The sequence below is a fragment of the Faucicola osloensis genome (assembly GCF_020041925.1).
Classification (GTDB): domain Bacteria; phylum Pseudomonadota; class Gammaproteobacteria; order Pseudomonadales; family Moraxellaceae; genus Faucicola; species Faucicola osloensis_D.
The window spans coordinates 2,252,879-2,277,483 of sequence record NZ_CP083409.1 but is presented as its reverse complement, the minus strand read 5'-3'; the positions used below and the strand labels follow the sequence as shown (position 1 = coordinate 2,277,483).

The window sequence follows — 24,605 nt, the reverse complement described above, 5'->3', positions numbered from 1 at the left end:
CATAATTTTTATTATATTACCTAGTCGTTATACAACAATCAATATGCTTTTAGCGATAATTAAGTCAGTGCTTAGCCAGTAAATAGCAAATAAAAAAACCTCAAAAAATATGAGGCTTTTTTATATTTATCGCTTATATATTTATCGCTTGGTAGCTTATGATAGCTGCAATTACAATTTGCTAGTTAGTTCTGGCAAGACTGTAAAAATATCACCTTCTAGGAAATAATCAGCCACTTGAGAGATAGGCGCTTCTGGGTCATTGTTGATAGCAACGATAACTTTTGAATCTTTCATACCTGCCAAATGCTGAATGGCACCTGAGATACCTGCGGCGATATATAGGTTTGGTGCGACAATTTTACCCGTTTGACCCACTTGTAGGTCGTTTGGCACATAACCTGCGTCAACTGCCGCACGTGATGCACCCATCGCAGCGCCTAGCTTATCAGCCAGTGGCTCAATATATTTGGTGAAGTTTTCACCGCTGGCTAATGCACGACCACCTGATACAACAATTTCTGCAGCAGTTAATTCTGGACGATCAGATTTTGCCAGTTCTTCACCGACAAATTTTGATTTGCCCGCATCTTCGCCTGCGCTTACTTGCTCTATACTGGCCGCACCGCCTTCTGCTGCCGCTGCATCAAATGCGGTTGTACGAACTGTGATAACTTTTTTGCTTTCAGTATCTTTAACAGTTGCAATGGCGTTACCTGCGTAAATTGGACGCTCAAATGTCTCTGCATCAATCACAGCGGTCACATCAGTTAGCATATTGACGTCTAACAAAGCGGCAACACGTGGTAAGAAGTTTTTACCCGTTGTTGTTGCTGGTGCAACGATATGGCTATAATCGCCTGCAAGCGATACGACGAGTTTAGCAACGTTTTCAGCTAGCTGATGTTCAAAAGCAGCATTACTTGCGCAAAGCACCTTTGAAACACCTGCTACTTTAGCGGCTTGTTCTGCCACGGCTTCACAGCCAAGACCTGCAACTAATACAACGATATCGCCACCGATTTTGCTTGCTGCCGTTACGGTGTTGAGTGTTGCTTTTTTCAGCTCTTTATTATCATGTTCTGCATATACTAAAATTGCCATGAGATTTTCCTTAATATTTGATAATCGCTATCGTTAAATGACGAATTAAATTGAAGGTAGTTAAATGATTAGATAACTAATAATTAGATAACTTTAGCTTCGTTTCTTAATTTATCGACTAACTCATCAACCGATTTAACTTTAACACCCGCTTTACGCTCTGCAGGTGGCGTCACTTTTACGATTTGAATGTTACTAGCGGTAGAAACACCATAATCTTCTAGTTTTTTCTCTTCTAATGGTTTTTTCTTCGCTTTCATGATGTTAGGCAGTTTGGCATAACGTGGTTCATTTAACCGTAAATCAGTGGTGATAACCGCGGGCAATGATAGCTGAACGGTTTGTAAGCCCCCATCGATTTCACGTGTTACGTTGACACTGCCACCGTCGACTTTTACTTGTGATGCAAAGGTTGCTTGACCCACATCTAGTAATGCCGCTAGCATTTGACCTGTTTGGTTGTTGTCATCATCAATCGCTTGTTTGCCTAGTAAAATGATGTCAGCAGCTTCAGCTTGTGCAATCGCTTTTAAAATTTTTGCCACTTGTAGGGGACGCACAGTGTCGGTAGTTTCAACTAAAATACCACGATCTGCACCCAGTGCCATTGCACCACGGATTTGTTCTTGTGCTTCTTTTGGTCCGATAGAGACAACAACAATTTCAGAGACCACGCCCGCTTCTTGTAGGCGTACAGCTTCTTCAACAGCAATCTCATCAAATGGGTTTACAGACATTTTAACATTGGTTAAGTCAACACCAGTGTTGTCCGCTTTTACACGAACTTTTACGTTATAGTCAACTACACGTTTAACAGCAACTAATGCTTTCATACGTTCCTCGTTTGTTATATGAATTAAAAAAGGAGGATAAATCCAAGTATCCCCAGTCATGATAAAATAAACATCCTATTCTTCTTAACTTAACTAGCTTGGTGAGCTAACTTAGCAAGCTAAAAAGAATAGTTATACTGTGAATACTCACAATACCCATTATCTTCGTTAATAATATATGTTGCGATAACTTACCCAACAAATCAAGAAAATCCTATGAATTTTAAGTCATAAAAAAATGGTTGGAAAACATCAAAAATTCTTGAATTTTTCGAATATATCATAACTAAAATAATTAGGGAAATTTTTTAACTAAATATTCAAAATATAATGTCTTGTGCTTGATATAAACATTCAACACAAAACAAACGCGCAAAAAAAAACAACCTATCGTCTGGTTGTTTTTCTTTATTGCAAGCTAATTAAGATAAGCAGTTAATAAACAAACAATTAAGCTTGTAGTTATTATTATTGTGCTTCAATTTGTTCGGCTTGTGGGCCTTTTTGACCTTGGCTCAATACGAAGCTCACACGTTGACCTTCTTTAAGTGTTTTAAAACCTGAACCTTGGATTGCACTGTAATGAGCAAAAACGTCTTGACCGCCATTGTCTTGAGCGATGAAGCCGAAACCTTTGCTCTCATTGAACCATTTTACAGTACCAGTAGCTTTATCTGACATAAAAAATCCTACATTAAAAATTAACTATGTTATCTATAACGCTTGCAATTACTTAGGTAAATACAGGGTGTTATAAATTGTCATCGCCAAAAATTTGTTAAGTGCATTTTAGCGAATAATCACAGTATAGCCTAGTTTTAGCGTTTCACCTACTATTTTTTGAATTTTTTTGCCATAAAGTTACAATTAAAAAGGGATTTAAATTGACTTTATTAAGCTAGATTAAAGGCGATAACACCGTTCATCAACATATTGATAAATATCGCAATGCTGGTCACCGTAATCACCAGTGAAAATGATAGGCTGTAGTCCATATATTTGATGGGCATACTCATGTCATCGACATCTTTCATATCGCCCGCCTGATCTTTAAGTAGATAAAATCCATAAATCCAACCAAATATGCTATACAAAATATAGGCAAATGGCACGACTTTGGCAATGCTACTAAATCCGCCATAATATATGGCAACCACGGATACCATAAGCCACACAGTTTCTAATATGGAGCTCACACTAAACAAAGTTGATTGCGGCAGTTTTCCTAAGTTTTTCTTCAAAACAATGGATTCATACGCAATAAGTAGGGCGACAATTAACGTACCGACCAGATAAATTGCTTGCCAATTTAACGTATAGCTATCCCCCATCAGGTGATTCAAAGGATTTGCCAATGCAGGCAAAGCACTCATACCGCTAAAAGTGTGTAAAAAAGTTGCAGTCGACAACTGCCAAACAGACGCTATATTCAAAACAAATCTCATAAACTTTACATCGATACCCATTATTTTATACTAAAAAACCCTGTCCATGTAACTTTACACAGCGCAGGGTTATTGTCATTTTATCGTTTTTACCAATTGGGTATGATGTCATCGGTAAAACTAACTGGATGCAAAACTAGTTTTTCTCTTTATCGATGATTTTGCTTGAGGTAATCCAAGGCATCATACCGCGAAGTTTGGCACCTGTTTTTTCGATTTCGTGCTCAGCGGTTTGACGGCGGCGCGCTGTCATTGATGGATAATTTGACATACCTTCAGCGATAAACATTTTTGCATATTCGCCTGATTGGATACGTTTTAGAGCATTACGCATCGCTTCACGTGATTGGTCATTAATAACTTCTAGACCTGTTACGTATTCACCGTATTCTGCGTTGTTACTGATTGAGTAGTTCATATCAGCAATACCGCCTTGGTACATCAAGTCTACGATCAATTTTAATTCGTGTAGACATTCAAAGTAAGCCATTTCTGGGGCATAACCTGCTTCAACCAAGGTTTCAAAGCCCATTTTGACCAGTTCAACCGCACCACCACAAAGTACCGCTTGCTCACCAAATAGGTCAGTTTCAGTTTCGTCTTTGAACGTTGTTTCGATGATACCTGAACGACCGCCGCCGACGCCCATCGCGTAAGATAACGCGACTTGTTTGGCTTGGCCAGAGGCATCTTGGTAAACGGCGATTAAGTCAGGAATACCGCCGCCTGTGGCAAATTCGTTACGAACGGTATGACCCGGTGCTTTTGGCGCAATCATGATGACGTCTAAGTCTTTGCGTGGTACCACTTGGTTGTAATGGATAGAGAAACCATGGGCAAATGCAAGCGTAGCACCTTGTTTAATGTTTGGCTCAATCACGTCATTGTAAAGTTGTTTTTGGAATTCATCCGGGGTCAAAATCATGACTAAGTCAGCTTGCTTGACTGCTTCTTCTACTTCAGCCACTTTTAGACCGGCATTTTCTGCTTTTTTCCAAGATGATGAATCTTTGCGCAGGCCAACTGTGACATCAACACCGCTGTCTTTTAGGTTCAATGCGTGGGCGTGACCTTGTGATCCGTAACCGATAATCGCAACTTTTTTGCCTTGGATGATTGATAGATCACAATCTTTATCATAAAAAATGTTCATAACTATTTCCTTGTGTAAAAAACAACTACTATTAAAAGGTTGGTAAATTTAGACGCTGAGGATTTTTTCACCCCGAGCGATACCAATAACACCAGAACGTACGACCTCTAAAATGCGTTCACGTCCCATCAATTCGATAAAGCCGTCCAATTTTGCGGTGTCACCGACAATTTGAATGGTATAGACATTGGGCGTGATATCAACAATACTTGCACGGAAGATATCCGCACAGCGCTTGACTTCCTCGCGGTTGCTACCCGTGGCACGTACTTTGATCAGCATGAGTTCGCGCTCAATATGTACACTATCGGTCAGCGTGGTTACTTTAACGATTTCAATCAGCTTGTGCAACTGTTTGGTCACTTGCTCAATCTTATTTTGATCGGTATCTGTGGTCAAGGTCAAACGCGATAAAGTCGGGTCATCGGTTGGGGCAACGTTCAGTGTCTCGATGTTGTAGCCACGTTGTGAAAATAAGCCAACCACACGAGACAGTGACCCTGATTCATTTTCCATTAAGACAGAAATTAAATGTTTCATTAGGTACGCTCCCCTTTGGCTAACCACATATCACGCATTGACTGACCTGCTAATTGCATTGGATAAACATGCTCATTTTTATCGACGAGTACATCGATAAATACCAATCGATCTTTAAGTGATAAGGCATAAGCAAGTTGTTCATCAAGTTTGGCGGGGTCGGTGATTTGGATACCGACATGACCATAAGCTTCTGCAAGTTTGACAAAATCTGGCAATGAATCCATATAAGAGTGCGAATGACGACCTTCATAAATCATGTCTTGCCATTGTTTGACCATACCCAACTGGGCGTTGTTAAGATTTAAAATCTTCACTGGTAAGTTATATTGTAGGCAAGTTGATAGCTCTTGAATATTCATCTGAATTGAGCCTTCACCTGTGATACAGACCACATCACGCTCTGGGTTAGCAAGTTTGGCGGCCATTGCATAAGGTAATCCTACCCCCATAGTGCCTAACCCACCTGAGTTTAACCATTGACGCGGCTCATCGTACTTATAGTATAGGGCTGCAAACATTTGGTGCTGACCCACATCAGAGGTGATGATAGCTTTACCATGCGTTAACTCGTATAAGCGCTCAACAACGTGCTGTGGTTTCATGCCATTGCTGTCGTCTTTGTCATAGCGTAGACCATGGCGTTTACGCCATTCATTGATTTGCGCCCACCAATCATTTAGCGCCGCTTGGTCAAGCTGTGCGTTATTTTCTGTTAATACGGCGAGCATATCGCTTAACACATTTTTTACATCACCGACGATCGGGATATGTGCGTTAATGGTTTTTGAGATTGACGCAGGGTCGATATCAATATGGATAATTTTAGCGTTTGGACAGAATTTTTGCGTATTGTTGGTCACACGGTCATCAAAACGCGCACCCACAGCCAAAATCACATCTGAATTGTGCATGGTCATATTGGCTTCATACGTACCATGCATCCCAAGCATACCTAAAAACTGTTTATCCGACCCTGGATAAGCGCCCAATCCCATCAAAGTATTAGTCACCGGCAAATTAAGTAAACGGGCTAATGCGGTTAATTCTGCACTGGCGTTTGATGCAATCACGCCACCACCTGAATATAGTACAGGGCGTTTGGCAGCAATTAAGGTTTCGATGGCTTTACGAATTTGTCCTGAATGACCGCGAACCGATGGTTGGTAAGAACGCATACTGACCGACTCAGGGAAATGATAAGGGAATTTTTCATTAGGCGCAGTTTTGTCTTTGGGTACATCAATCACCACAGGACCTGGGCGACCAGAGCTTGCGATATAAAATGCTTTGCGCACGATTTCTGGGATTTCGCTGGCATGACGTACTTGAAAACTGTGTTTGACGACAGGACGTGACACACCAATCATATCAGTTTCTTGGAACGCATCATCACCGATGAGGCTTGAAGGCACCTGACCTGAGATGATAACCATCGGAATGGAATCCATAAACGCGGTAGCGATGGCAGTAACCGTATTGGTGGCGCCTGGACCTGATGTCGCTAATACCACCCCAGTTTGACCTGTCACACGGGAATAAGCATCTGCCATATGACCCGCTGCTTGTTCGTGACGCACGAGGATGTGCTCAATGCTATCTTGTTTGAACAAAGCATCATAAATATGCAACACGGCGCCACCTGGATAGCCAAAAATGTATTCAACACCTTCGTCAATTAGCGCTTGCACCAGCATTTCTGCACCAGACATCATCACAGGTTCACCTGCTGAGGCTTTGGCGGTTTTTTTGTCAAAATTGGGTGCAGCGTGAGCCGTTTGGTTTTCTCCCGTCATATTGGGAGCTTGGGTAGTTTGAGTCACTGTCATCACCTTTTATGGTCGTCTTCAAAAATGATACTGGGAAGTTGTTTCAGATAAAAATTGCTAAATGATTAGCAAGAATCTTCAACACCGTCATAAGGTAACAGTGAACAAATCAGACGAGGGCAAAAAGCATGATAACCAAAAAAGAAAGCATCACGAAAATTACGTAATGTATAAATTGATGGCTACTTTTTGTCTTTGTTGACCGATAAGTCAGGGTTGTTAGATTCTTTTGTTTAGATTCATAAACAACAACAACGGTAAAAAATGCTCTCATCCAATTGAAGAGCCTAATCAGCGGATAGCGCCAATTAGCTTAGATTTTACCAATTAGTAACCAACGATAATTGTTACTAACGACCAGCAGAGGACTTATGATGTGAGTTTTTTTAACACTTGTCAATAAAAAAAAGCTACTAGAATTTATAACTTTTAGTTATAGGTAAATGAATTCGTTTTAAGGCTTGGTTTTAAAGCTTAATAAACTTTAAAATCTCGGACTAATTGAGCCAGCCGTTTTTAGAAAATTACATTTAGGAAATTAAACGATTATCCTGTCGAAATTTACTGCTAAAAGCTATCAAGCTGTGATAGGCTATCGCATAATTTTCTCGTTTCTTGCACAGGAAAAACAATGTTAAAGCCACTGTTTTTGTTATCACTCATGTTATCACCATTCGTTATGGCGAGTTCAAATGCAGCAACTTATTACAAGTGGACTGACAAAAATGGTGTGCCGCATTATAGCCAATATGCGCCGACCAATGGTGTTAATTTGCGACAAGTGCAAGTGGTTAATACCCGTGAACTTGGACCTAGTAGTCGTGCACCTGCAACCGCTGGCAATAGCACAGGTGCTGCATCAGGTGTATCACCAACGCTGACAGCCGATCAAAAACGCGCTGCTGAGCTTGAGGCACAAAATCAGCAACTCAAAAAACAGCAAGATGCGGAGCGCTGCAAAGCCTTACAAAATACCCTTGCTAATCTAAACCAAGGCGGGCGCGTCTATGAGATGGATAATAAAGGTGAACGTAAATATTTAGATGGTCGTGAAATTGAGCTACGCCGTCAGCAAGTCGCGCAAACGGTGAGCCAATACTGTAAATAACTTTGCATGCTATATGACTTTAGCATTCAATTAAAATTAAAGGTGTGTAAAGCTTAAAGGTGAGTGAATTCTCACCTTTTTTCTATTGAATCTTGTTAACCTGCCTTGATTTTAATCTTGCGTGATTTGATGGGTGATGTCACCGATTGCCGATGCCATGTGATTGGCCTGCAATGCATATTCACCCATTTTTTCTGCTAACGTATCACCTGCTTTGGCATGTATGAGCACGGAAGTTAGCATGGGTGCGGCAATTGCTTGCGCCAATAAGCCCGCCATCAGACCTGCCAAGCAGTCGCCCATGCCAGCCGTTGCCATACCGGCATTACCCAAGCCGCAGATATCAATACAGTCTATTTCAAAACTGTCACGCTCAAGACTGGCACGTTCAAGCACAATCGTTTGTGCCCCTTTGATAAGCCAATTGCCCCCATATTGGTGAGCTAACGCCCGAATCGCGCTGATTTTGTCTCGATCAATGTCAGCATAATGTTGATTGAGCAAACGTCCTGCTTCCGCTGAATGCGGCGTTAAATAAAACCGTTGGTTTGACTGTCCCAAGCGTGATTGACTTGGAGCATTTAAACCGTCACTCGCGCCTGCCCAATCTGCTAAATGGTATAAACCATCGGCATCAATGACACATAGCTTCTCTGATTGTTTGATGGCCGTAAGATACTGGTTAAATAAATCAAGCGTTACTTTATCTCTACCCAGACCCATGCCAATAGCAACCACATCCACCGCGTTAATCAGCTCGATGACGCTAGCGATATTGTGTAAATCCGCGGTCATGGCATTGGGCAACGCGGTGACAATGGCTGGATGAAAATCACGATGACAAGCAACGGTGACTTTGCCTGCACCACTGCTCAATGCTGCACTGGCGGCCAATATCGCCGCCCCTGCCATGCCATGCCCATCCTGTAGCCGATTGCCACCGATGATAAGTACATGACCATACGTACCTTTATGGCTCACCTGCTGACGTTGTGGCAAGTTAGGTAGCGTGCAATGCAACAAGATGCCTGATTGTTCAATAGGGAGCAAAGGCACATCAATCACAGTGCCAACATAATCTTTACTATCCCCGATATGCAGTCCGACCTTTCGCCCAATTAGACAAAGTGTCTTGTCTGCCTTAATCGCAGTGTCATCGTATACTTCGCCCGTAGCGGCATTAAGTCCGCTGGGTACATCGATGCTGATGGCTTGACAAAAGTCACTTTGCTTGCGATATTGATTAATCCAATTGATGATTGTCTGATAATCACCGCTAGGCTTGCCATCGAGCCCAATCCCCAATAACCCATCAATCACCACATTATAATGATAGCTCAAACCAAGTTCATAGAATGGCTGTAAAAATGCTGTCAACGTCAGATATTTTGGCGCATTTGCACAATTTGACTGGTACATCTGCTTTGCCGTTTGGCTGTCGAGGGTGCTAGGCGCTGCGACTTGTACTACGGTAACTGACCAATGTGGGCAAAGCTTGTTCACATAATGCGCCACCAACCAAGCATCGCCGCCATTATTACCCGCGCCTGCCACTACCAATACCGATTTTTGAGAGTGACTGCTTTTTTGAGGGTGATTGCTTTTTTGAGGGTGACTGCCTTTTTGATTGCTACTTTCCTGCTTGATGATGTGTGCAAGTTGCCATGCAGCTTGTTGCATTAAGGCAAAACTGTCATTTTTGCTAAACCAGTTTTTTTCAATGTCATAAATTTGTTTGGGGGTATATAAGGCAATGGCGTTTTGCATCACAGTATTTTTATCCGTCTGTGCATTACTTTGCATAAGATGATCCAATGATATGATAGGTGTTTATTTTGTTATAATAGCATTTTAATTTTATCTGGTTATTGGCATGTTGGACACTACAAATGAACTCAATGCACTCAAGGGCTGGATAAAAGCGCAAGCCAAGGCGTTGGGGTTTGCTGATTGTGGCTTTGTCCATCCAACCAATCCCATCTTTGTAAAACAGCTTGATGCCTTGCAAACCTGGCTAGCACAAGGTAAACATGGCGATATGCTGTTTTTTGAAGACAATCATGATAAACGTGCTAACCCTGCCCTGTTAGTTGACAGGACGCAAAGTATCATTAGCGTGCGTTTAGATTATCTGGTCACGCCGCCGCCCAAACGCAGTGTGCCAGACAACGAGCGCCCCAACTCAGCGATTATTGCCCGCTATGCTCGAGGACGTGATTATCATAAAACCATGCGAGGATTACTAAAAACCCTAGCCAGACTGATTCAAGACAAACTAACCACCGATTATCCGCAATATGCCAACGACTTTGTATTTCGCCCCTTTAGCGACTCCGCGCCTATATTTGAGCGCGCGTTGGCTGAGCAAGCAGGTTTGGGCTGGACAGGCAAACACACTTTGCTGATTCATCCACAAGCGGGGTCATTTTTTGTGTTGGGGGAATTATTCACCAGCTTGCCTTTGGCAGAGGATAACAAGCAAATCGAAACCACATTATCGCATTGTGGCAGTTGCCGTGCTTGTATTCATGTGTGCCCTACCCATGCCATCCGCAAAACACCCACCGGGCATTATGATGTCGATGCACGGCTGTGTATTTCGTATTTAACCATTGAATTAGATGGCAAAATCCCTGTAGAACTTCGCCCCAAAATCGGCAATCGTATTTTTGGCTGTGATGATTGTCAGTTGATTTGCCCTTGGAATAAATTTGCCAGATTAGCGACGATTGAGGATTTTAATCCGCGTCACCGTTTAGATGATATGTCACTGCTTGAATTATGGGCGTGGGATGCACAGGATTTTTTGACAAAAACCGAAGGCTCGCCAATTCGCCGCACGGGCTACGACAATTTTATGCGCAATGTGGCGGTAGCCTTGGGTAATGCACCATTTAGCCAAGCAATTATTGACAAATTGCAACAAAAACGCCCCATGCTAAGCGAGAACACACAAGAACATATTGATTGGGCGATTAAGCAACAACTTAATAAAAGTTAAAATGACGAGTTGGGTTGTTGTAAAAAGGCAATTTCCTCATCACTCGATTGTCTACCCAAAATCGCATTGCGGTGCGGATAACGCCCAAATCTTTCAATAATGGCTTGATGCTTATATTCAAACGCTAACGTATCGGCACTGGCGTATTTTTTAAATAGTGGCAACGCCTGCTGATGAATGATTACCGATTCCGCATGCATAAAAGGCATTAAAGCAAAATTGCGTTCCTCTTGATTTAACTTGTCAAAATCTGGCTGTTTGACGATTTCTTGCGCCAATACTAACGCCATGCCATCTTGGGCAAAAGCTTGTGAAGAATCTCGAAAAATATTGCGCGAAAACTGGTCCAATACAATGATTTCTGCCAGTCGCCCTTTTGTACTGGCTCGCCAATCCCCTAACTCGCCTCGTTTGGCTTGCTCAAGTGTGGCTAAAAATTTAGCCGTTACCGTTTTATCAAAATCCTCATCTTTGGCAAACCAAAATGGCTTAGTATTTTGCTGCAACCAAAAGTCTAATACCTTTTTAGCCTCTGATGATATTGGTTGCGCTGCTACCTGTGATTGATTGGTCATTTGCTTTCCTTTTGTAGGTTAATTATAGTGACTTGTCGGGTAATTATAGTGACAAATTTTGCTAAACAAGCGCGATTTACCTATAATGTGGCACAAATTTAGATTGAGAACAACCATGTATCCTTTTTTACGACTGGGCACCCATGCCATCAAAAGCGCGATTAAACAAAAACGAGGTCATTCGCTTCAATTAACCGATACCAGCGAAATCACCTTGACCGCTAATATCAACGACATTGACCATTTTTTTGAAATGAACAACGGGCGTATTTTTACGCTGTTTGATTTGGGGCGAAACGATCTTGCCATTCGCTCTGGGCTTGCCAAAAAATTATTCAAGCATCGCTGGGGGCTGGTGGTCGCTGGTAGCACCATCCAATATCGTAAGCGTGTTCGTTTATTTGATAAAGTCACCATCAAAACCCGACTGATAGCCGTTGATGAGCGCTGGTTTTATATTGAACAAAGCATGTGGGTCAAAGGTCAGCCGACTTGCTCTGCGCTGCTGCGCACCGGTATCACCAACATCGTGACAGGCAAGGTTTTGCCGACTGAGCAAGTGCTCAGCGCATTGGATTATAAAGATATCAATATGCCACCTGATGACTGGGTCAAAGCTTGGTCGGACGCCGATAAAATCCGCCCCTTTCCTAAAGCCAATGTCCACCTTGCCAAAGATTCTGCTATCACCGAGTAACCCATAAATGCCTTTAACTTTAGATGATTTTGATTATCAACTGCCTGATGAACTTATTGCCCGCTATCCGTTAGCGGTGCGTTCAGCCTCTCGATTGCTGTATTTGCCTGCCTATGGTCAACCCAAAGACCAACAATTTGTGGATTTGCCAGAGTTGTTAAATATTGGTGACTTAGTGGTGTTTAATGACACCAAGGTCATGAAAGCAAGGCTGTTTGGGCAAAAAGCCAGTGGCGGCGCGGTCGAAGTATTGGTCGAGCGTATTTTGCCCGATGATGCTACTAGCAGCCAAAAGCACACCGCTTTGTGTCATGTACGCGCCAGCCGCAGCCCAAAAGAGGGGCAAACGTTGAGCCTTGCCGATGGCAACATCCATGCCACGGTAATGGGGCGTGAGGAAAATTTATTTTTGCTAGAATTTGACCAACCGATATTGCCTGTGCTTGAGCACTATGGTGAACTGCCGATTCCGCCCTATTTTGAGCGCCATGCCGATGACAATGACGAAACCCGCTATCAAACGGTATTCCATGACCCAGCCAAACTTGCTAGCGTAGCCGCACCGACAGCAAGCCTGCATTTTGATGATAACGTATTGGCTGCACTCAAGTCCAAGGGCATCAATACCGCCTTTGTCACGTTGCATGTCGGCGCAGGCACATTTGCCCCTGTCAAGACAGAGGATATTTTGCGCCATAAAATGCACTCAGAATATGCCGAGTTGCCCCAAGCGACTGCTGATTTGATTAACCAAACCAAAGCCCGTGGCGGGCAAGTGATTGCGGTCGGTACCACTGTGACACGAGTGCTAGAAACGGCGTTTCAAAAAACCGCCAGTTTTGAAAACCCAATGCTATCGGCTTGGTCAGGTGACACCGATATTTTTATTTATCCGTCATTTAGATTTGGGGTGATTGATAAGCTCATTACCAATTTTCATTTGCCAAAATCCACGCTGTTGATGCTGGTGTCAGCGTTTGCAGGCAGTGAGCCTATCAAACAGGCTTATCAGCACGCCATCGAGCAACGATATCGTTTCTTTAGTTACGGTGATGCGATGTTGTTGGAAAAAATGGTATAATTTCAACCTTTTATGATTTTAACCTTTTAAAAACCCTGTTACAGAAACTTTAGATTATGCAATTTACCTTACACAAAACCGCTACAGGCGAGAGCCGTGCTCGCCGTGGTACGGTTCATCTCGCTCATGGCGATGTGCAAACCCCTGCCTTTATGCCTGTCGGCACTTACGGCACCGTCAAAGGCATGCTGCCGCGCGATATCCACGAAATCGGCGCCGAAATCATCTTGGGCAATACCTTTCATTTGTGGCTGCGCCCCACCACCGATGTCATTGACAAATTTGGCGGGTTACATGACTTTATCGGTTGGAACAAGCCGATTTTAACCGATTCGGGTGGTTTTCAAGTCTTTAGCCTTGGTGCAATGCGTAAAATCGTCGAGGAAGGTGTCTATTTTCGCTCGCCGATTGATGGCGCAAAGGTGTTTTTATCCCCTGAAATATCGATGCAAATTCAATACTCACTGAACTCAGACATCGTCATGCAGTTTGATGAATGCACGCCTTACCCTGCGACCCCTAGCGAAGCGGATACATCGCTTGAATTATCGCTGCGTTGGGGCGAGCGCTGTAAAAATGAGCATGAAAAACTGGGTAACAAGAATGCTTTGTTTGGTATTATCCAAGGCAGTATGTATCGCAACCTTCGCGAAAAATCCCTAGAAGGGTTGCTCGCTATTGGGTTTGATGGCTATGCCATTGGCGGACTGTCAGTCGGTGAGCCAAAAGAAGAAATGATGGCGGTGCTTGATTACTTACCCGATGATATGCCCGCCGATAAGCCCAGATACTTGATGGGTGTGGGTAAACCTGAAGATATCGTGGAAGCGGTACGCCGCGGCGTTGATATGTTTGATTGCGTGATGCCAACACGTAATGCACGAAATGGTCATTATTTCACCACTTTTGGCGCGGTTAAAATTAAAAATGCGATGCACCGTTTTGACCAAAGTCCGCTTGATAGTGCGTGTGATTGTTATACTTGTCAGAATTTCAGCCGCGCCTATTTGCATCATTTATTTAAATGCAATGAAATGCTATCGGCACAGTTGGGCACCATACACAATTTGCGTTACTACCAGCGCTTGATGGCAGATATCCGTCAATCCATTGAGGATGATAAGTTTGATGCGTTTGTCGATACTTTTTATCAGCAGCAAAACTTATCAAAACCTGATTTGCATTTGACCTAAAAAACACCTAAAAAAAAGAGCCAATTTGGCTCTTTTTTACTTTTTATACGCTGCTGTTGATACGCTAAATAGCAACGCTATCCTTTCTTAATATCTTGTCTTACCACGTTATCTGACTAAGCCACGTTCACTATGAATCAGGGAATCCAATAGCAATTGTACCAAAGGTTCTTGGGGTAACAGTTGCTCGGTCACTGCTACAATGGCTTCTTCCTTTGTCAGTCCTGAACGGAAAATCACCCGATAAGCTTGTCGCAGATAATCAATAGTCTGCTTTGACCAACCTTTGCGGCGCATGCCTTCGATATTAAGACCATGGCTTTTGGCAGGGTTGCCCGATACCATGTTAAAAGCCGCAACATCTTTTAAAATCAAGCTTGCGCCACCAATCAAACTATAATCATCAATGCTACAAAATTGGTGAATACCTGAATTACCGCCGACAATCACATGGTTACCGATGCGGACATGACCTGCAATCCCCACGTTATTAGCCACAATGTTGTCGTTGCCAATTACGCAATCATGCGCAATATGGGTATTGACCATAAACAGATTACGGCTACCAACGCGTGTGATGCCTTTATCTTGTACCGTGCCGCGATGAATGCTACAGGCTTCGCGAATGCGATTGTCATCGCCAATTTCTAGCCACGTCTCCTCACCTTGGTATTTGAGATCTTGACAGTCTTCGCCGATGCTAGCGAATTGAAAAATCTGGTTGCGCTCACCGATACGGGTAAACTTGCTAATGACGACATGGGGGTGAAGCACCGTCTGTGCCCCAATTGTGACATGTTCACCAATAATGCAATACGGCCCTATCTTGACCGACGGGTGTATCGTTGCAGTGGCATCAATAATCGCCGTTGGGTGAATCGTCATGAAAAATCCTTATACCAGCCCACTATTCAAGAAGAACTAAAAATACAGGTTTAGCTGAAACCATAGGCAAAGCTAACTATGAACAGCAGGTTAAAATAAAAACGACATTATAGCATTTTTACTAAAGTATGCCATTTTTATCAAGGATTTTGCTTAACTTAAACAGATTTTATCGGTATAGCTTATTAAAAACGCGCCTTGTTCAAGCCATGTAAAAATGATGTTAAAGTCATGATTGATGATATTGGGTACGCTGCTCTGCAATGGTGATTTCTGCACTGGCTGCCAACTCATCGCCCACGCACGCTGTACAACTAAATTTATAGATACTGTGACGCTCCATGGTCTTTTTGGCGCGTAAAATAAGCTGGTCACCGGGGATGACTTGACGTTTAAAACGCACTTTATCGACCCCAGCGAACAGATAAATATAACCATCTCTTGGTTTGACATTTTTGCTGATAAAACCCAGCACACCAGCTACCTGCGCCATGGCTTCAATCATTAACACGCCTGGCATGATAGGCTCTTCAGGAAAATGACCATTAAAAAAAGGCTCGTTAATGGTGATGTTTTTAAGACCGGTAATCCACTCGTTCGGTTTTACCGCAGTGACTCTGTCTAATAGCATAAAAGGATAACGGTGAGGCAGATAATCACGTAACACAACGGCATTGATAGGTAATGTCACCCCAATCTGTGCAAGGCTTGCGATGTCTTCATCAATCAATTTATCAAAATCCATGGATATATCCTTTATACTTTTAAATCATCTTTATCAAAAAAATAGATTTGTGAAAAACAACCATTGTAACGGTTTTAAGATTGAGTTTACAGTTGTTTTCTCAAATTATTTGATGGATAAAGGTAACGATTAACTTTTTTGTTTGCCAAGCTGCTTAAAATTAATATAGGCTCTTTTCCATAAGCTATTGGGCATCACTGGCATGCCTGAAGAATATACACCCGGTTGGTGAATCGATTTGGTTACCATCGTCATGCCAGTAATCGTGACATCATCACAAATTTTGATATGACCTGCAAAACCTGATGCGCCACCAATCATACAGCGTTTACCAATTTCTGTACTGCCAGCAATCCCAACACACGCTGCAATCGCCGTGCCAGCACCAATTTTTACATTGTGGGCAATTTGCACCAAATTATCGATAATGACATGATTACCGATAACCGTATCATTCAGCGCGCCGCGATCGATACAGGTGTGGCTACCTACGCTGACATGATCGCCCAGTATCACTCTCCCTAATTGGTGAATTTTTTGCCAACCTGCTTCATCTGTACTGCCTTTAGGCGCAAAGCCAAAGCCGTCATTGCCAATGCTGGCATGACTGTGCAAGCTGACATGTTTACCCAATACACAATCATGCCCGATATAGACATGCGGCGCAATTAAGCTACCTTCGCCAATCACGACATTGGGCTGAATATTGACTTGGGCATCAATCTTGACACCATCACCAATGACGCAGTTATCACCAATTTGGCTATACGCCCCAATACGCACATTGTCGCCCAATTGCAGATTGTTACCCAAAATAGCCGTCGGGTGAATCAAACCATCTGAGAAACTAGGGTTGACTGTCTGATGATACGCTTGTGTCGGTTCAAACAATGCCGTCAGTTTGGCATACGCGGCATAAGGTGAGTTGACCACGATGGCAACGCTATGGCTTGGGCATTTTTCCTGCAAGGATGCGGGGACTAGCACAGCGCCAGCGCCCGTGGTTTGCAATTTTGATTCAAATAGAGGATTGGCGATAAACGTGATATCGGTGTCGGTGGCATCGTCAAGGGCGGCGATTTTGGAAATTTGTTTCTGCAAATTTTGGCTGGTTTGCGCATCCCCTTGGTCAATGACGTCACTAGCTAAAAAATCCAAAATTTGTGCGATGGTGAACGCCATTTGATTACTCCAATCGTTTGCTTAAAATTTGCCTTAATTTTACACACAAAATAAAAAACGCAATAGTCGAATATTGCGTTTTTGCTAAAACCTCTAAGCTTAAAAAATATTATTTTACTTGATCATTAATCGCTTTGGTAAAATCTGCCGTTACATCCCATTCAGGTTTGACATAACTAACCGTTCTATCACGATTATCAATGAGTACATCAATATTTTTTTGACGCACAATAGTTTCTTTAATGGCTTGGATTTTGGGGACAATTCGCTGCATCACTTCTGCCTCATTGGCATCAATGATGGACTGGATTTGACTGGCGACCTGTTCATAGTTTTGTAGGTTGGTTTGAATTTGCTTACGCAAATCATCCTTTTGTGCTTGGGTCATCTGAGTGTTTTGCGTGGCATATTGTTTTTGCAAACGCTCAATGGTCGCTTTATAGCTGTCAAGCTGCTGCTGCTTTGGTTTGACCGCCGCTTGCACCACGCCAATTTTTGTTTTGGCGATGTTAGTATTGTTAATGGCAACTTGGGAATTCCAAACCGCAACGGTATTGGCAAAAACTGGCATTGCCAATACACTTAAAATGCTCGCTGTGGCTAACTGATTCATTATTTTCATATATATAGACCTTTTAGAATGTACGTCCAATTTCGAACTGTACATTGTCGATTTTATCTTTATCTTTATCATTAAGCGGAACAGCATAGCTTAATGAAATTGGGCCAATTGGGGTAATCCAAGTGAAGCCCGCACCCGCGCTAAAACGCATGTCATTGTCTTTTTCATTTAATAGCGATACGGTATTGTCACCCACTGTGACTTTTTGGTCATATTTATTGGTGGTGTCAAACACTTGCGCCCCTTCAACAAATAACACAGGACGGATTTGGTCTGCCCAATCGCCTTTAAACGGCATCGGTAAGATCAATTCAGTACCCACTTGCGCGAGTGCATTACCGCCAATCTCTTCTGGGTAATTATCGACCCCATTATTATTTTTCACTGGGTAATAACGATTACTGGTAGGGCCTAAAGTGGCATTCTCATAACCACGCACTGAGCCATAACCCCCGGCAAAGAAGTTTTCCCAGAAAGGTAAATCGTTACCATATCCTAACTTGGTATAACCGCGCAGTACGGTATTTTTTAGGAATGGTCGATAGTAGTTGCCTTGGTAGACCAGTTTTTGGTAAGTGGCATCGCCAAAGGCCAGTTCTAAATTGACGTTATGTGACATACCTTTGGTTGGAAAACGTCCACGGTCAAGCGTGTTCATATTCCAGCCTAAATTTAGGCTAGCCGTATTAAATGGGTCTGATTCGAATGATTCATTGTCATCGGAGTCTGAACCTACTTGCAAATTGCCCTCGTCTTTTAAGTATTGATAGTTTGATACCGCTAACAAAGCGCCTGCTTTGATTTTGGTACTATCAAGTGTGAGACCGGCACTTAAACTCTTATTTTCATCAATCGGATAGCTAAAACCTAAGGTGCCGCCATACGAATCTGTTACGTAGTTTGAAATGTTTTTGCTGTCATATTTGGTTTTGCGGGCATAAATACTGGCACTTTGCGATATCCCATCTGGGGTAAAGTACGGGTTGGTATACCCCAAATTATAACTATCTAACGTCTCAGAACGCGATAACGAAATATTGACCTGATTACCTGTACCCAAAAAGTTAGATTGACTCAAACCTGCTTGGAAAGTGATACCACCACTTTGTGAATAACCAGCCGCAATGGTACTGGTACCTGATGGTTGCTCCTCTACTGCGACATTGATATCTACCTGATCGGGGGTGTTAGGGACAGGTTTGACATCCATGTTGACAGTTTTGAAGAAGCCTGTACGCATCAAACGCGTGCGCGACAAATCGATTTTTTCATTGGAGGCTAATGTGCCTTCCATTTGGCGCATTTCTCGGCGCAATACTTCATCTGCAGTTTTATTGTTACCGGTAAAATTGATACGGCGCACATATACAGGACGCACAGGGTCAATAAAGAAATCGATATCTACCGTGCGAGTGTCTTCATTAATACGCGGCACTGGGCGGATTTGGGCAAAATAGTAGCCATCGTTACCATATAGTGTGCCAAGATTTTGTAAGGTTGTTGTCATTTGACGTTGTGAATAACGCTCACCTGGCTTAAATGCTACTTGCTTACGAAGCTTGTCGGTGTCATAGTTGGGCGTACCCATAAAATTGACATTGCCAAATTTATATTGATCACCTTCAGTAAGATTGAGCTCAATAAACACTTTGTCTTTTTCTGGACTTAAATTAATGGTGGCATCATTGATGGTGAATTTGACGAAGCCCGCATTTTGGTACATGGCGGTGACATTTTCTAAACTTGCCGCAAGCTTTTCTTTGGCATAGCGGTCAGATTTGCTAATCACATTGATCCATGAGCTTTCTTTGATGCTCATCGCTTGTCTGATTTCTTTGTCGCTAAAATGTTTGTTGCCAATCACCTTGATATCGACAACACGCGCCGCTTTACCTTCAAAAAAATTAAATTTAAGCGCAACGCGGTTATTATCTAAAGGCGTTTGGGTCACCTTAACTTCGCTATTATAATAACCTTGCTGATTGTATTGCTGTTTTAGCTCATTTTGGACTTGCTCAACCGTCGCCTGTTTTAACACATTGCCTTCTACGATGCCAATACGCTTTAGGCCTTCGGTCAATGCTTCTTTTGGAATGAGTTTATTACCGTCATAAGTGACATTTGCGATAATTGGGCGCTCTACCACGTCAAATACCAACTTATTGCCTGATTGGGATGCTTTAACGTCTGAGAAATTGCCAGTTTCATAGAGGGCTTTGATGCTAGCTGCGATATTGGCATCGTTTGCTACTTCACCGGTATTGACAGCAAGCACTGGATAGAGGTTATCAGCGGATACCCGTGTCAATCCATTAAATTGAATATCACTCACGGTAAAATTTGCCGCTTGTGCATACGAGGTAACGAGTGCTAACGGTGCAACCAAAAATAACGCTGAATTTCGCATATAACTTGTTTCCGAATTGACGACTGCCCAAAGATAATGCATGAAACCTGTCACTTTTAGATATCCAAACTTAGTTAGCCAGAGGTATTTATCTAAATTTGGTAATCTAAGTTTAGTTAGCTAAAAATGACAAATGCTATCAAAAAGGGTGACTTGATTAAACTTCTAGTAATAGTTTGTCTTTGATGTGTAGCTTGTATTATCAAAGTACAAGAGATCCGTAAATAAATTTTACTGGCATAAGGTAAGCTAAATTTTGCGTAAAGTCTAGCGAAAAAACAAAACTACAAATCAATATTTTAGCCAAATTTGGGTCGATTAAAACAAGCGTGAGATATCGTTACCAATCGCCAACAGCATGAAACCTGCAAGCAAAACTAAACCGATATTCATTCCCATCATTTGTATTTTTTCGGGCATGGGTTTACCAAAAATAGCCTCATAAGCATACATGACAATATGACCACCATCGAGCACAGGTACGGGTAATAAATTGAGCACAGCAAGGCTTAAACTGATAATCGCCATAAACGACAATACCGCTTCCCAACCGATGCTAAAGCTTTGATTGGCAACCTTGGCAATGGTAATGGGACCTGATAGGTTCTCTACCCCAATGGTGCCGGTCAACATTTTACCCATTGATTTGAGGGTCATGGCACTTAAATCGGCAGTTTGATGCACGGATTTTTCGACCGCTTGGATGGGCGTATATTGAATGGTTTTTATATACTCAGGTGGCGGCGTAATCTTAGATGCCGCTGCCGCTGCGCCAATTTGTCCGAATCGATTGCCCATGGTATCTTTTTTTGCTTGTGGCATGACTTTTAAGGGGATGATTTTGCCTTGGCGCTGTACTTCAAGGGTTAATAACTGCTCGGGGCTAGATTTGACAACTTGTGAAAACGCCAGCCAATCGCTCACCGGTTGACCGTTGACGCGGGTGATGGTATCACCGACTTGCAGACCTTGACGCGCGGCAGCGCTATTTGGGACAATTTCACCGACCACCGCCGGAATTTTTGGTTGCCACGGAATCGCGCCTAGACTATCAATAGGATTGGTTGCTTTACCCGCTTCTACTTTCATAAAGCGCTGTATCGGCACGGCAACATTGGTTGGACCTTGCGCGGCATTTACCGTTAAATTAACTTGTCCCGACTCGCCCATGCGATCGGCTAACGCATAGTTAATATCTTGCCAACTTTGGATGGGTTTATTATCCACCGCAACAATTTCGTCACCGACTTTTAGACTGGTTTGACTGAAGGGTGAATTGGGCAAAATACTGCCGACTTTGGTCGCCAAGACTTGGGTTGGGGTAATAAATAGCAGCCAATACAAAAAAATCGCAATCAGTAAGTTCATCACCGGACCTGCTGCGACGATGGCGATTTTTTTCCAAGGTTGCTGGGTATTAAAGGCTAAATGACGTTCGGCTGGATTGACTTTGCCTTCTCGCTCATCGAGCATTTTGACATAGCCGCCAAGCGGAATCGCAGAGACCGCATAATTAATCCCAGTTTTTTTACTGGTCCAGCTTAGCAGCTTAGGACCAAACCCAATCGAATAGGTCAATACCTTGACACCGCACAGCCGAGCAACAATATAATGCCCCCACTCATGTAGCGCAACCAAAGGTCCTAGTACCACAATCGCAGCTAAAACGGTCAAGATGAAATTCATGGCTATCCTTTTGACAAAATCACAGGCTAAAAATAATTTAACTATCGGTATCTTAATAAGTTATGTAGTCATTTTTAACGATTATCAACCAGTGTTGTCAACTATTTTTAAGCTCTTTTTAAGCATTATTTAAGCGTTTAAATCGGCAATACATTGGTGTGCTTGTTCACGACTTAGTTTATCGACCGCCAAAATCGCTTGCAATGACCCAATTGGCTGTTTTTCGGCTTGCAATAGCACTTTTTCATTGATATCAGCAATATCGGTTAAGCAGATGTCACCATCTAAAAACGCTTGAACGGCTATCTCATTACTGGCATTCAAGGCGATACACGCATAGCTACCTTGTTGCATGGCTTGATAAGCCAACCCTAGGCATTTAAACTTTTCTAAATCAGGTCGGACAAAATTTAAATTACTTAACTTAAAAATATCTAATCGCTGCACCCCACTGCTGATACGATTGGGGTATGCCATAGCATGGGCAATGGGGGTACGCATATCAGGACTGCCTAGCTGCGCTAAAAAACTACCATCATTGTATTCAACCATAGAATGCACGATGCTTTGCGGATGAATGACCACCTCAATCTCAGAGACGGGCATATCAAATAAAAAACTTGCTTCAATCAGCTCCAAACCTTTATTCATCATGGTGGCACTATCTACCGATATTTTTTGCCCCATGGACCAGTTCGGGTGCTTGACAGCTTCTGCAACGCTGGCACGTTTCATATCATCAAGTGTTTTGTGTAAAAATGGCCCACCTGAGGCGGTTAACCAAAGCTTTTTAATACCATGGTTATCGTCATGAATGGCATTGCGCTGTTGTTGTACCGCGGTAGGCAAACATTGAAAAATGGCATTGTGCTCACTATCAATTGGGAGCAATTTGGCATTTGACTCCTTGACAGCTTTAATCATTAGCTCACCTGCCATCACTAACGCTTCTTTATTGGCGAGCAAAATCGTTTTACCCGCGTTAGCCGCTGCCAGCGTTGATGGCAACCCTGCAGCGCCGACGATAGCCGCAACCACCATGTCCACTTCTGCTAACGTGGCAAGCTCAACCAAACCTTGCTCCCCAATCAAAATCTTGCAGCTTAGATGAGCCTCGCTGAGCATCTGCGCAAATGTTGTTTCCTTTTCTTTGGCAACACAAACATAAGTTGGCTTAAATTGCTGGCAAATGCTCAACAGTTTATCGAGCCGCGAAAACCCTGTCACCCCTACCACGTTATACAAATCAGGATGCTGACTGACGACCGATAGCGTACTATCGCCGATAGAGCCTGTTGCGCCCATAATAGCAATGTTTTTTTGCGGTATAGTGTGAGTTGAAGATAGCATTACAATGACCTAGTTAGTTGCGGGCAGATGGCGGTTAAACCTAACATTTTGCGTTTACAGCGGCAAATTGCAGCGGTGGTAAGCATATTAACATGCGAGAAGATTTTTAAGCATCAATCAACAAGCAGTTGCGCAAAAAAGATTGAATGAAACACAAGCTTGCATTGATTAGTGAATTAAACAAATTGATATTGGATATATTTTTATTTAAAAAAATTGATATTCAGCAGATATGAAAATTTTTGAAAGCTAACCCAAGGTAGCATTAAATTAAGCCGTAAAATTTCATCGCCCAAAACCCCAACGCAAAAATTGGCACGGCTGAAAGCTGCGAATCAATACGATCAAGAATGCCCCCATGTCCTGGCAACAATGCCCCGGCATCTTTGACTCCTGCATGGCGCTTTAGCATACTTTCAAATAAATCACCGAACACGGACATGACGATAGTGAGCAATGATAACAGCAAAAACAACCCAATAGCCATCATCGACCAATCGTTTAACAAGCCAAAAGAGACGCCAATCACCACAAGCGTGCCTGTAGCAAGTCCACCAAGTAAGCCTTCCACACTTTTATTGGGTGAGACGTGCGGTGACATCTTGCGTCTGCCAAGTTTTCGTCCGACAAAGTAAGCGCCGCTATCCGCGCACCACACCAATACAAACACATATAGCAGCCACCAAGCTGAAAGTGACCACAGATAGTACATCGCAGTAATGGCGGATGACAGTACAATCATACCGATGATGTACAAATGCTTACCATACCAAGCTTGCGTATTGTTGGGATAACGGCGAATCCAGCCAATCGCTACCGACCAAATCAGCGCCGCAACCAGCCAAAAAAACACCCAAGAGGCTATACTACCAGTCAACTTTGCCATCACCAATAACACACTGACAATCCCTAGAATTATAAGGGCATAGCTATAATCGATTGGCTTGGCAGGTTTAGTGGGAATTTGGGTGGTAGGCGGTATATAACTGTCAGGATTTTGTTCAAGTGACGGCATGAGCTTTGACCACTCAAAAGCCCCAAAGCCTGCACCCACTAACAATAGCGGCAACATCAAAATAGGCTCGCGGGTAGCAAACATTGCAACGCCAACAATCACTAACAAAATAATGGCGGTTCTAATGCGTTCCCACATGACAATTCCTATTGAT

The 24,605-nt window shown here is 42.8% G+C and carries 22 protein-coding genes; 5 read left to right on the top strand and 17 right to left on the bottom strand.

What is annotated here, in order from left to right:
• Positions 1–171: 171 nt before the first annotated feature.
• The 7 genes from LAJ61_RS10095 to LAJ61_RS10065 all read right to left on the bottom strand — a co-directional run bounded on the left by LAJ61_RS10095 (position 172) and on the right by LAJ61_RS10065 (position 6,790).
• Positions 172–1,104 carry an electron transfer flavoprotein subunit alpha/FixB family protein gene (locus LAJ61_RS10095; protein WP_060994967.1) on the bottom strand — a complete coding sequence of 311 codons (933 nt, stop codon included), beginning with the start codon at positions 1,102–1,104 and terminating at the stop codon, positions 172–174.
• Between the two features lie 83 nt (positions 1,105–1,187).
• The gene (locus tag LAJ61_RS10090) at positions 1,188–1,937 is read right to left on the bottom strand and encodes an electron transfer flavoprotein subunit beta/FixA family protein (RefSeq protein WP_224053801.1); all 750 of its coding nucleotides are present in this window, start codon (positions 1,935–1,937) and stop codon (positions 1,188–1,190) included.
• 468 nt (positions 1,938–2,405) lie between these two features.
• Entirely contained in the window at positions 2,406–2,618 is a 213-nt protein-coding gene (locus LAJ61_RS10085; protein ID WP_007116781.1) for a cold-shock protein, read from the bottom strand.
• Between the two features lie 212 nt (positions 2,619–2,830).
• Entirely contained in the window at positions 2,831–3,382 is a 552-nt protein-coding gene (locus tag LAJ61_RS10080; RefSeq protein WP_224053800.1) for a hypothetical protein, read from the bottom strand.
• A 136-nt stretch (positions 3,383–3,518) separates the two neighbouring features.
• Positions 3,519–4,535, bottom strand: coding sequence for a ketol-acid reductoisomerase (gene ilvC / locus LAJ61_RS10075; protein WP_065252581.1), 1,017 nt, complete (start codon positions 4,533–4,535; stop codon positions 3,519–3,521).
• Positions 4,536–4,583: 48 nt separating this feature from the next.
• Positions 4,584–5,075 (bottom strand): acetolactate synthase small subunit, encoded by a 492-nt coding sequence (gene ilvN, locus LAJ61_RS10070; RefSeq protein ID WP_007116784.1) that lies wholly within the window; start codon positions 5,073–5,075, stop codon positions 4,584–4,586.
• Positions 5,075–6,790: an acetolactate synthase 3 large subunit gene (locus tag LAJ61_RS10065; protein ID WP_173846746.1), complete on the bottom strand. Its 1,716-nt coding sequence runs from the start codon at positions 6,788–6,790 to the stop codon at positions 5,075–5,077. The genes ilvN and LAJ61_RS10065 overlap by 1 nt, the downstream gene beginning before the upstream one ends.
• 745 nt (positions 6,791–7,535) lie before the next feature.
• On the opposite strand from LAJ61_RS10065, the gene LAJ61_RS10060 reads away from it, so the two are divergent.
• Entirely contained in the window at positions 7,536–8,012 is a 477-nt protein-coding gene (locus LAJ61_RS10060; protein ID WP_224053799.1) for a DUF4124 domain-containing protein, read from the top strand.
• Between the two features lie 111 nt (positions 8,013–8,123).
• Here LAJ61_RS10060 and LAJ61_RS10055 read toward each other — a convergent pair whose 3' ends face one another.
• Positions 8,124–9,815, bottom strand: a complete 1,692-nt coding sequence (locus tag LAJ61_RS10055) for an NAD(P)H-hydrate dehydratase (protein WP_224053798.1) — start codon at positions 9,813–9,815, stop codon at positions 8,124–8,126.
• A 70-nt stretch (positions 9,816–9,885) separates the two neighbouring features.
• Between LAJ61_RS10055 and queG the strand changes: the two genes are divergently transcribed.
• A complete protein-coding gene (queG, locus tag LAJ61_RS10050; protein WP_224053797.1) occupies positions 9,886–11,013 on the top strand; it encodes a tRNA epoxyqueuosine(34) reductase QueG in 1,128 nt (375 codons plus the stop codon).
• On the opposite strand, the gene LAJ61_RS10045 is transcribed toward queG, so the two are convergent.
• The gene (locus LAJ61_RS10045) at positions 11,010–11,588 is read right to left on the bottom strand and encodes a DUF924 family protein (protein ID WP_224053796.1); all 579 of its coding nucleotides are present in this window, start codon (positions 11,586–11,588) and stop codon (positions 11,010–11,012) included. The two genes, queG and LAJ61_RS10045, sit on opposite strands and share 4 nt — an antisense overlap.
• A 115-nt stretch (positions 11,589–11,703) precedes the next feature.
• On the opposite strand from LAJ61_RS10045, the gene LAJ61_RS10040 reads away from it, so the two are divergent.
• Genes LAJ61_RS10040 through tgt form a run of 3 tightly spaced genes read left to right on the top strand, consistent with a single transcriptional unit; the run spans position 11,704 to position 14,559 of the window.
• Positions 11,704–12,285 carry an acyl-CoA thioesterase gene (locus LAJ61_RS10040; protein ID WP_224053795.1) on the top strand — a complete coding sequence of 194 codons (582 nt, stop codon included), beginning with the start codon at positions 11,704–11,706 and terminating at the stop codon, positions 12,283–12,285.
• A gap of 7 nt (positions 12,286–12,292) precedes the next feature.
• Positions 12,293–13,366 (top strand): tRNA preQ1(34) S-adenosylmethionine ribosyltransferase-isomerase QueA, encoded by a 1,074-nt coding sequence (gene queA / locus LAJ61_RS10035; protein WP_224053794.1) that lies wholly within the window; start codon positions 12,293–12,295, stop codon positions 13,364–13,366.
• A gap of 56 nt (positions 13,367–13,422) precedes the next feature.
• The gene (gene tgt, locus LAJ61_RS10030; RefSeq protein ID WP_224053793.1) at positions 13,423–14,559 is read left to right on the top strand and encodes a tRNA guanosine(34) transglycosylase Tgt; all 1,137 of its coding nucleotides are present in this window, start codon (positions 13,423–13,425) and stop codon (positions 14,557–14,559) included.
• Positions 14,560–14,667: 108 nt separating this feature from the next.
• On the opposite strand, the gene lpxA is transcribed toward tgt, so the two are convergent.
• The 8 genes from lpxA to LAJ61_RS09990 all read right to left on the bottom strand — a co-directional run bounded on the left by lpxA (position 14,668) and on the right by LAJ61_RS09990 (position 24,589).
• Positions 14,668–15,444, bottom strand: coding sequence for an acyl-ACP--UDP-N-acetylglucosamine O-acyltransferase (lpxA, locus tag LAJ61_RS10025; protein ID WP_060995097.1), 777 nt, complete (start codon positions 15,442–15,444; stop codon positions 14,668–14,670).
• 229 nt (positions 15,445–15,673) lie between these two features.
• Positions 15,674–16,189, bottom strand: a complete 516-nt coding sequence (fabZ, locus tag LAJ61_RS10020) for a 3-hydroxyacyl-ACP dehydratase FabZ (protein ID WP_100269875.1) — start codon at positions 16,187–16,189, stop codon at positions 15,674–15,676.
• A gap of 129 nt (positions 16,190–16,318) precedes the next feature.
• Positions 16,319–17,371: a UDP-3-O-(3-hydroxymyristoyl)glucosamine N-acyltransferase gene (gene lpxD, locus LAJ61_RS10015; protein WP_224053792.1), complete on the bottom strand. Its 1,053-nt coding sequence runs from the start codon at positions 17,369–17,371 to the stop codon at positions 16,319–16,321.
• Between the two features lie 109 nt (positions 17,372–17,480).
• Positions 17,481–17,993 (bottom strand): OmpH/Skp family outer membrane protein, encoded by a 513-nt coding sequence (locus tag LAJ61_RS10010; RefSeq protein ID WP_224053791.1) that lies wholly within the window; start codon positions 17,991–17,993, stop codon positions 17,481–17,483.
• A 13-nt stretch (positions 17,994–18,006) separates the two neighbouring features.
• Positions 18,007–20,400, bottom strand: a complete 2,394-nt coding sequence (bamA, locus tag LAJ61_RS10005; RefSeq protein WP_224053790.1) for an outer membrane protein assembly factor BamA — start codon at positions 20,398–20,400, stop codon at positions 18,007–18,009.
• A 318-nt stretch (positions 20,401–20,718) separates the two neighbouring features.
• Positions 20,719–22,086, bottom strand: a complete 1,368-nt coding sequence (gene rseP / locus LAJ61_RS10000; protein ID WP_224053789.1) for an RIP metalloprotease RseP — start codon at positions 22,084–22,086, stop codon at positions 20,719–20,721.
• A 129-nt stretch (positions 22,087–22,215) separates the two neighbouring features.
• Positions 22,216–23,436 carry a 1-deoxy-D-xylulose-5-phosphate reductoisomerase gene (gene ispC / locus LAJ61_RS09995; protein WP_224053788.1) on the bottom strand — a complete coding sequence of 407 codons (1,221 nt, stop codon included), beginning with the start codon at positions 23,434–23,436 and terminating at the stop codon, positions 22,216–22,218.
• Positions 23,437–23,701: 265 nt separating this feature from the next.
• On the bottom strand, positions 23,702–24,589 hold the full coding sequence (locus LAJ61_RS09990) for a phosphatidate cytidylyltransferase (RefSeq protein WP_224053787.1): 888 nt from the start codon (positions 24,587–24,589) through the stop codon (positions 23,702–23,704).
• Between the last annotated feature and the right edge of the window lie 16 nt (positions 24,590–24,605).

Excerpts from the sequence above, each read along its gene's own strand:
- LAJ61_RS10095 (WP_060994967.1), bottom strand. The coding sequence starts at position 1,104 with ATGGCAATTTTAGTATATGCAGAACATGATAATAAAGAGCTGAAAAAA.
- LAJ61_RS10090 (WP_224053801.1), bottom strand. The coding sequence starts at position 1,937 with ATGAAAGCATTAGTTGCTGTTAAACGTGTAGTTGACTATAACGTAAAA.
- LAJ61_RS10085 (WP_007116781.1), bottom strand. The coding sequence starts at position 2,618 with ATGTCAGATAAAGCTACTGGTACTGTAAAATGGTTCAATGAGAGCAAA.
- LAJ61_RS10080 (WP_224053800.1), bottom strand. The coding sequence starts at position 3,382 with ATGAGATTTGTTTTGAATATAGCGTCTGTTTGGCAGTTGTCGACTGCA.
- ilvC (WP_065252581.1), bottom strand. The coding sequence starts at position 4,535 with ATGAACATTTTTTATGATAAAGATTGTGATCTATCAATCATCCAAGGC.
- ilvN (WP_007116784.1), bottom strand. The coding sequence starts at position 5,075 with ATGAAACATTTAATTTCTGTCTTAATGGAAAATGAATCAGGGTCACTG.
- LAJ61_RS10065 (WP_173846746.1), bottom strand. The coding sequence starts at position 6,790 with ATGATGTCTGGTGCAGAAATGCTGGTGCAAGCGCTAATTGACGAAGGT.
- LAJ61_RS10060 (WP_224053799.1), top strand. The coding sequence starts at position 7,536 with ATGTTAAAGCCACTGTTTTTGTTATCACTCATGTTATCACCATTCGTT.
- LAJ61_RS10055 (WP_224053798.1), bottom strand. The coding sequence starts at position 9,815 with ATGCAAAGTAATGCACAGACGGATAAAAATACTGTGATGCAAAACGCC.
- queG (WP_224053797.1), top strand. The coding sequence starts at position 9,886 with ATGTTGGACACTACAAATGAACTCAATGCACTCAAGGGCTGGATAAAA.
- LAJ61_RS10045 (WP_224053796.1), bottom strand. The coding sequence starts at position 11,588 with ATGACCAATCAATCACAGGTAGCAGCGCAACCAATATCATCAGAGGCT.
- LAJ61_RS10040 (WP_224053795.1), top strand. The coding sequence starts at position 11,704 with ATGTATCCTTTTTTACGACTGGGCACCCATGCCATCAAAAGCGCGATT.
- queA (WP_224053794.1), top strand. The coding sequence starts at position 12,293 with ATGCCTTTAACTTTAGATGATTTTGATTATCAACTGCCTGATGAACTT.
- tgt (WP_224053793.1), top strand. The coding sequence starts at position 13,423 with ATGCAATTTACCTTACACAAAACCGCTACAGGCGAGAGCCGTGCTCGC.
- lpxA (WP_060995097.1), bottom strand. The coding sequence starts at position 15,444 with ATGACGATTCACCCAACGGCGATTATTGATGCCACTGCAACGATACAC.
- fabZ (WP_100269875.1), bottom strand. The coding sequence starts at position 16,189 with ATGGATTTTGATAAATTGATTGATGAAGACATCGCAAGCCTTGCACAG.
- lpxD (WP_224053792.1), bottom strand. The coding sequence starts at position 17,371 with ATGGCGTTCACCATCGCACAAATTTTGGATTTTTTAGCTAGTGACGTC.
- LAJ61_RS10010 (WP_224053791.1), bottom strand. The coding sequence starts at position 17,993 with ATGAAAATAATGAATCAGTTAGCCACAGCGAGCATTTTAAGTGTATTG.
- bamA (WP_224053790.1), bottom strand. The coding sequence starts at position 20,400 with ATGCGAAATTCAGCGTTATTTTTGGTTGCACCGTTAGCACTCGTTACC.
- rseP (WP_224053789.1), bottom strand. The coding sequence starts at position 22,086 with ATGAATTTCATCTTGACCGTTTTAGCTGCGATTGTGGTACTAGGACCT.
- ispC (WP_224053788.1), bottom strand. The coding sequence starts at position 23,436 with ATGCTATCTTCAACTCACACTATACCGCAAAAAAACATTGCTATTATG.
- LAJ61_RS09990 (WP_224053787.1), bottom strand. The coding sequence starts at position 24,589 with ATGTGGGAACGCATTAGAACCGCCATTATTTTGTTAGTGATTGTTGGC.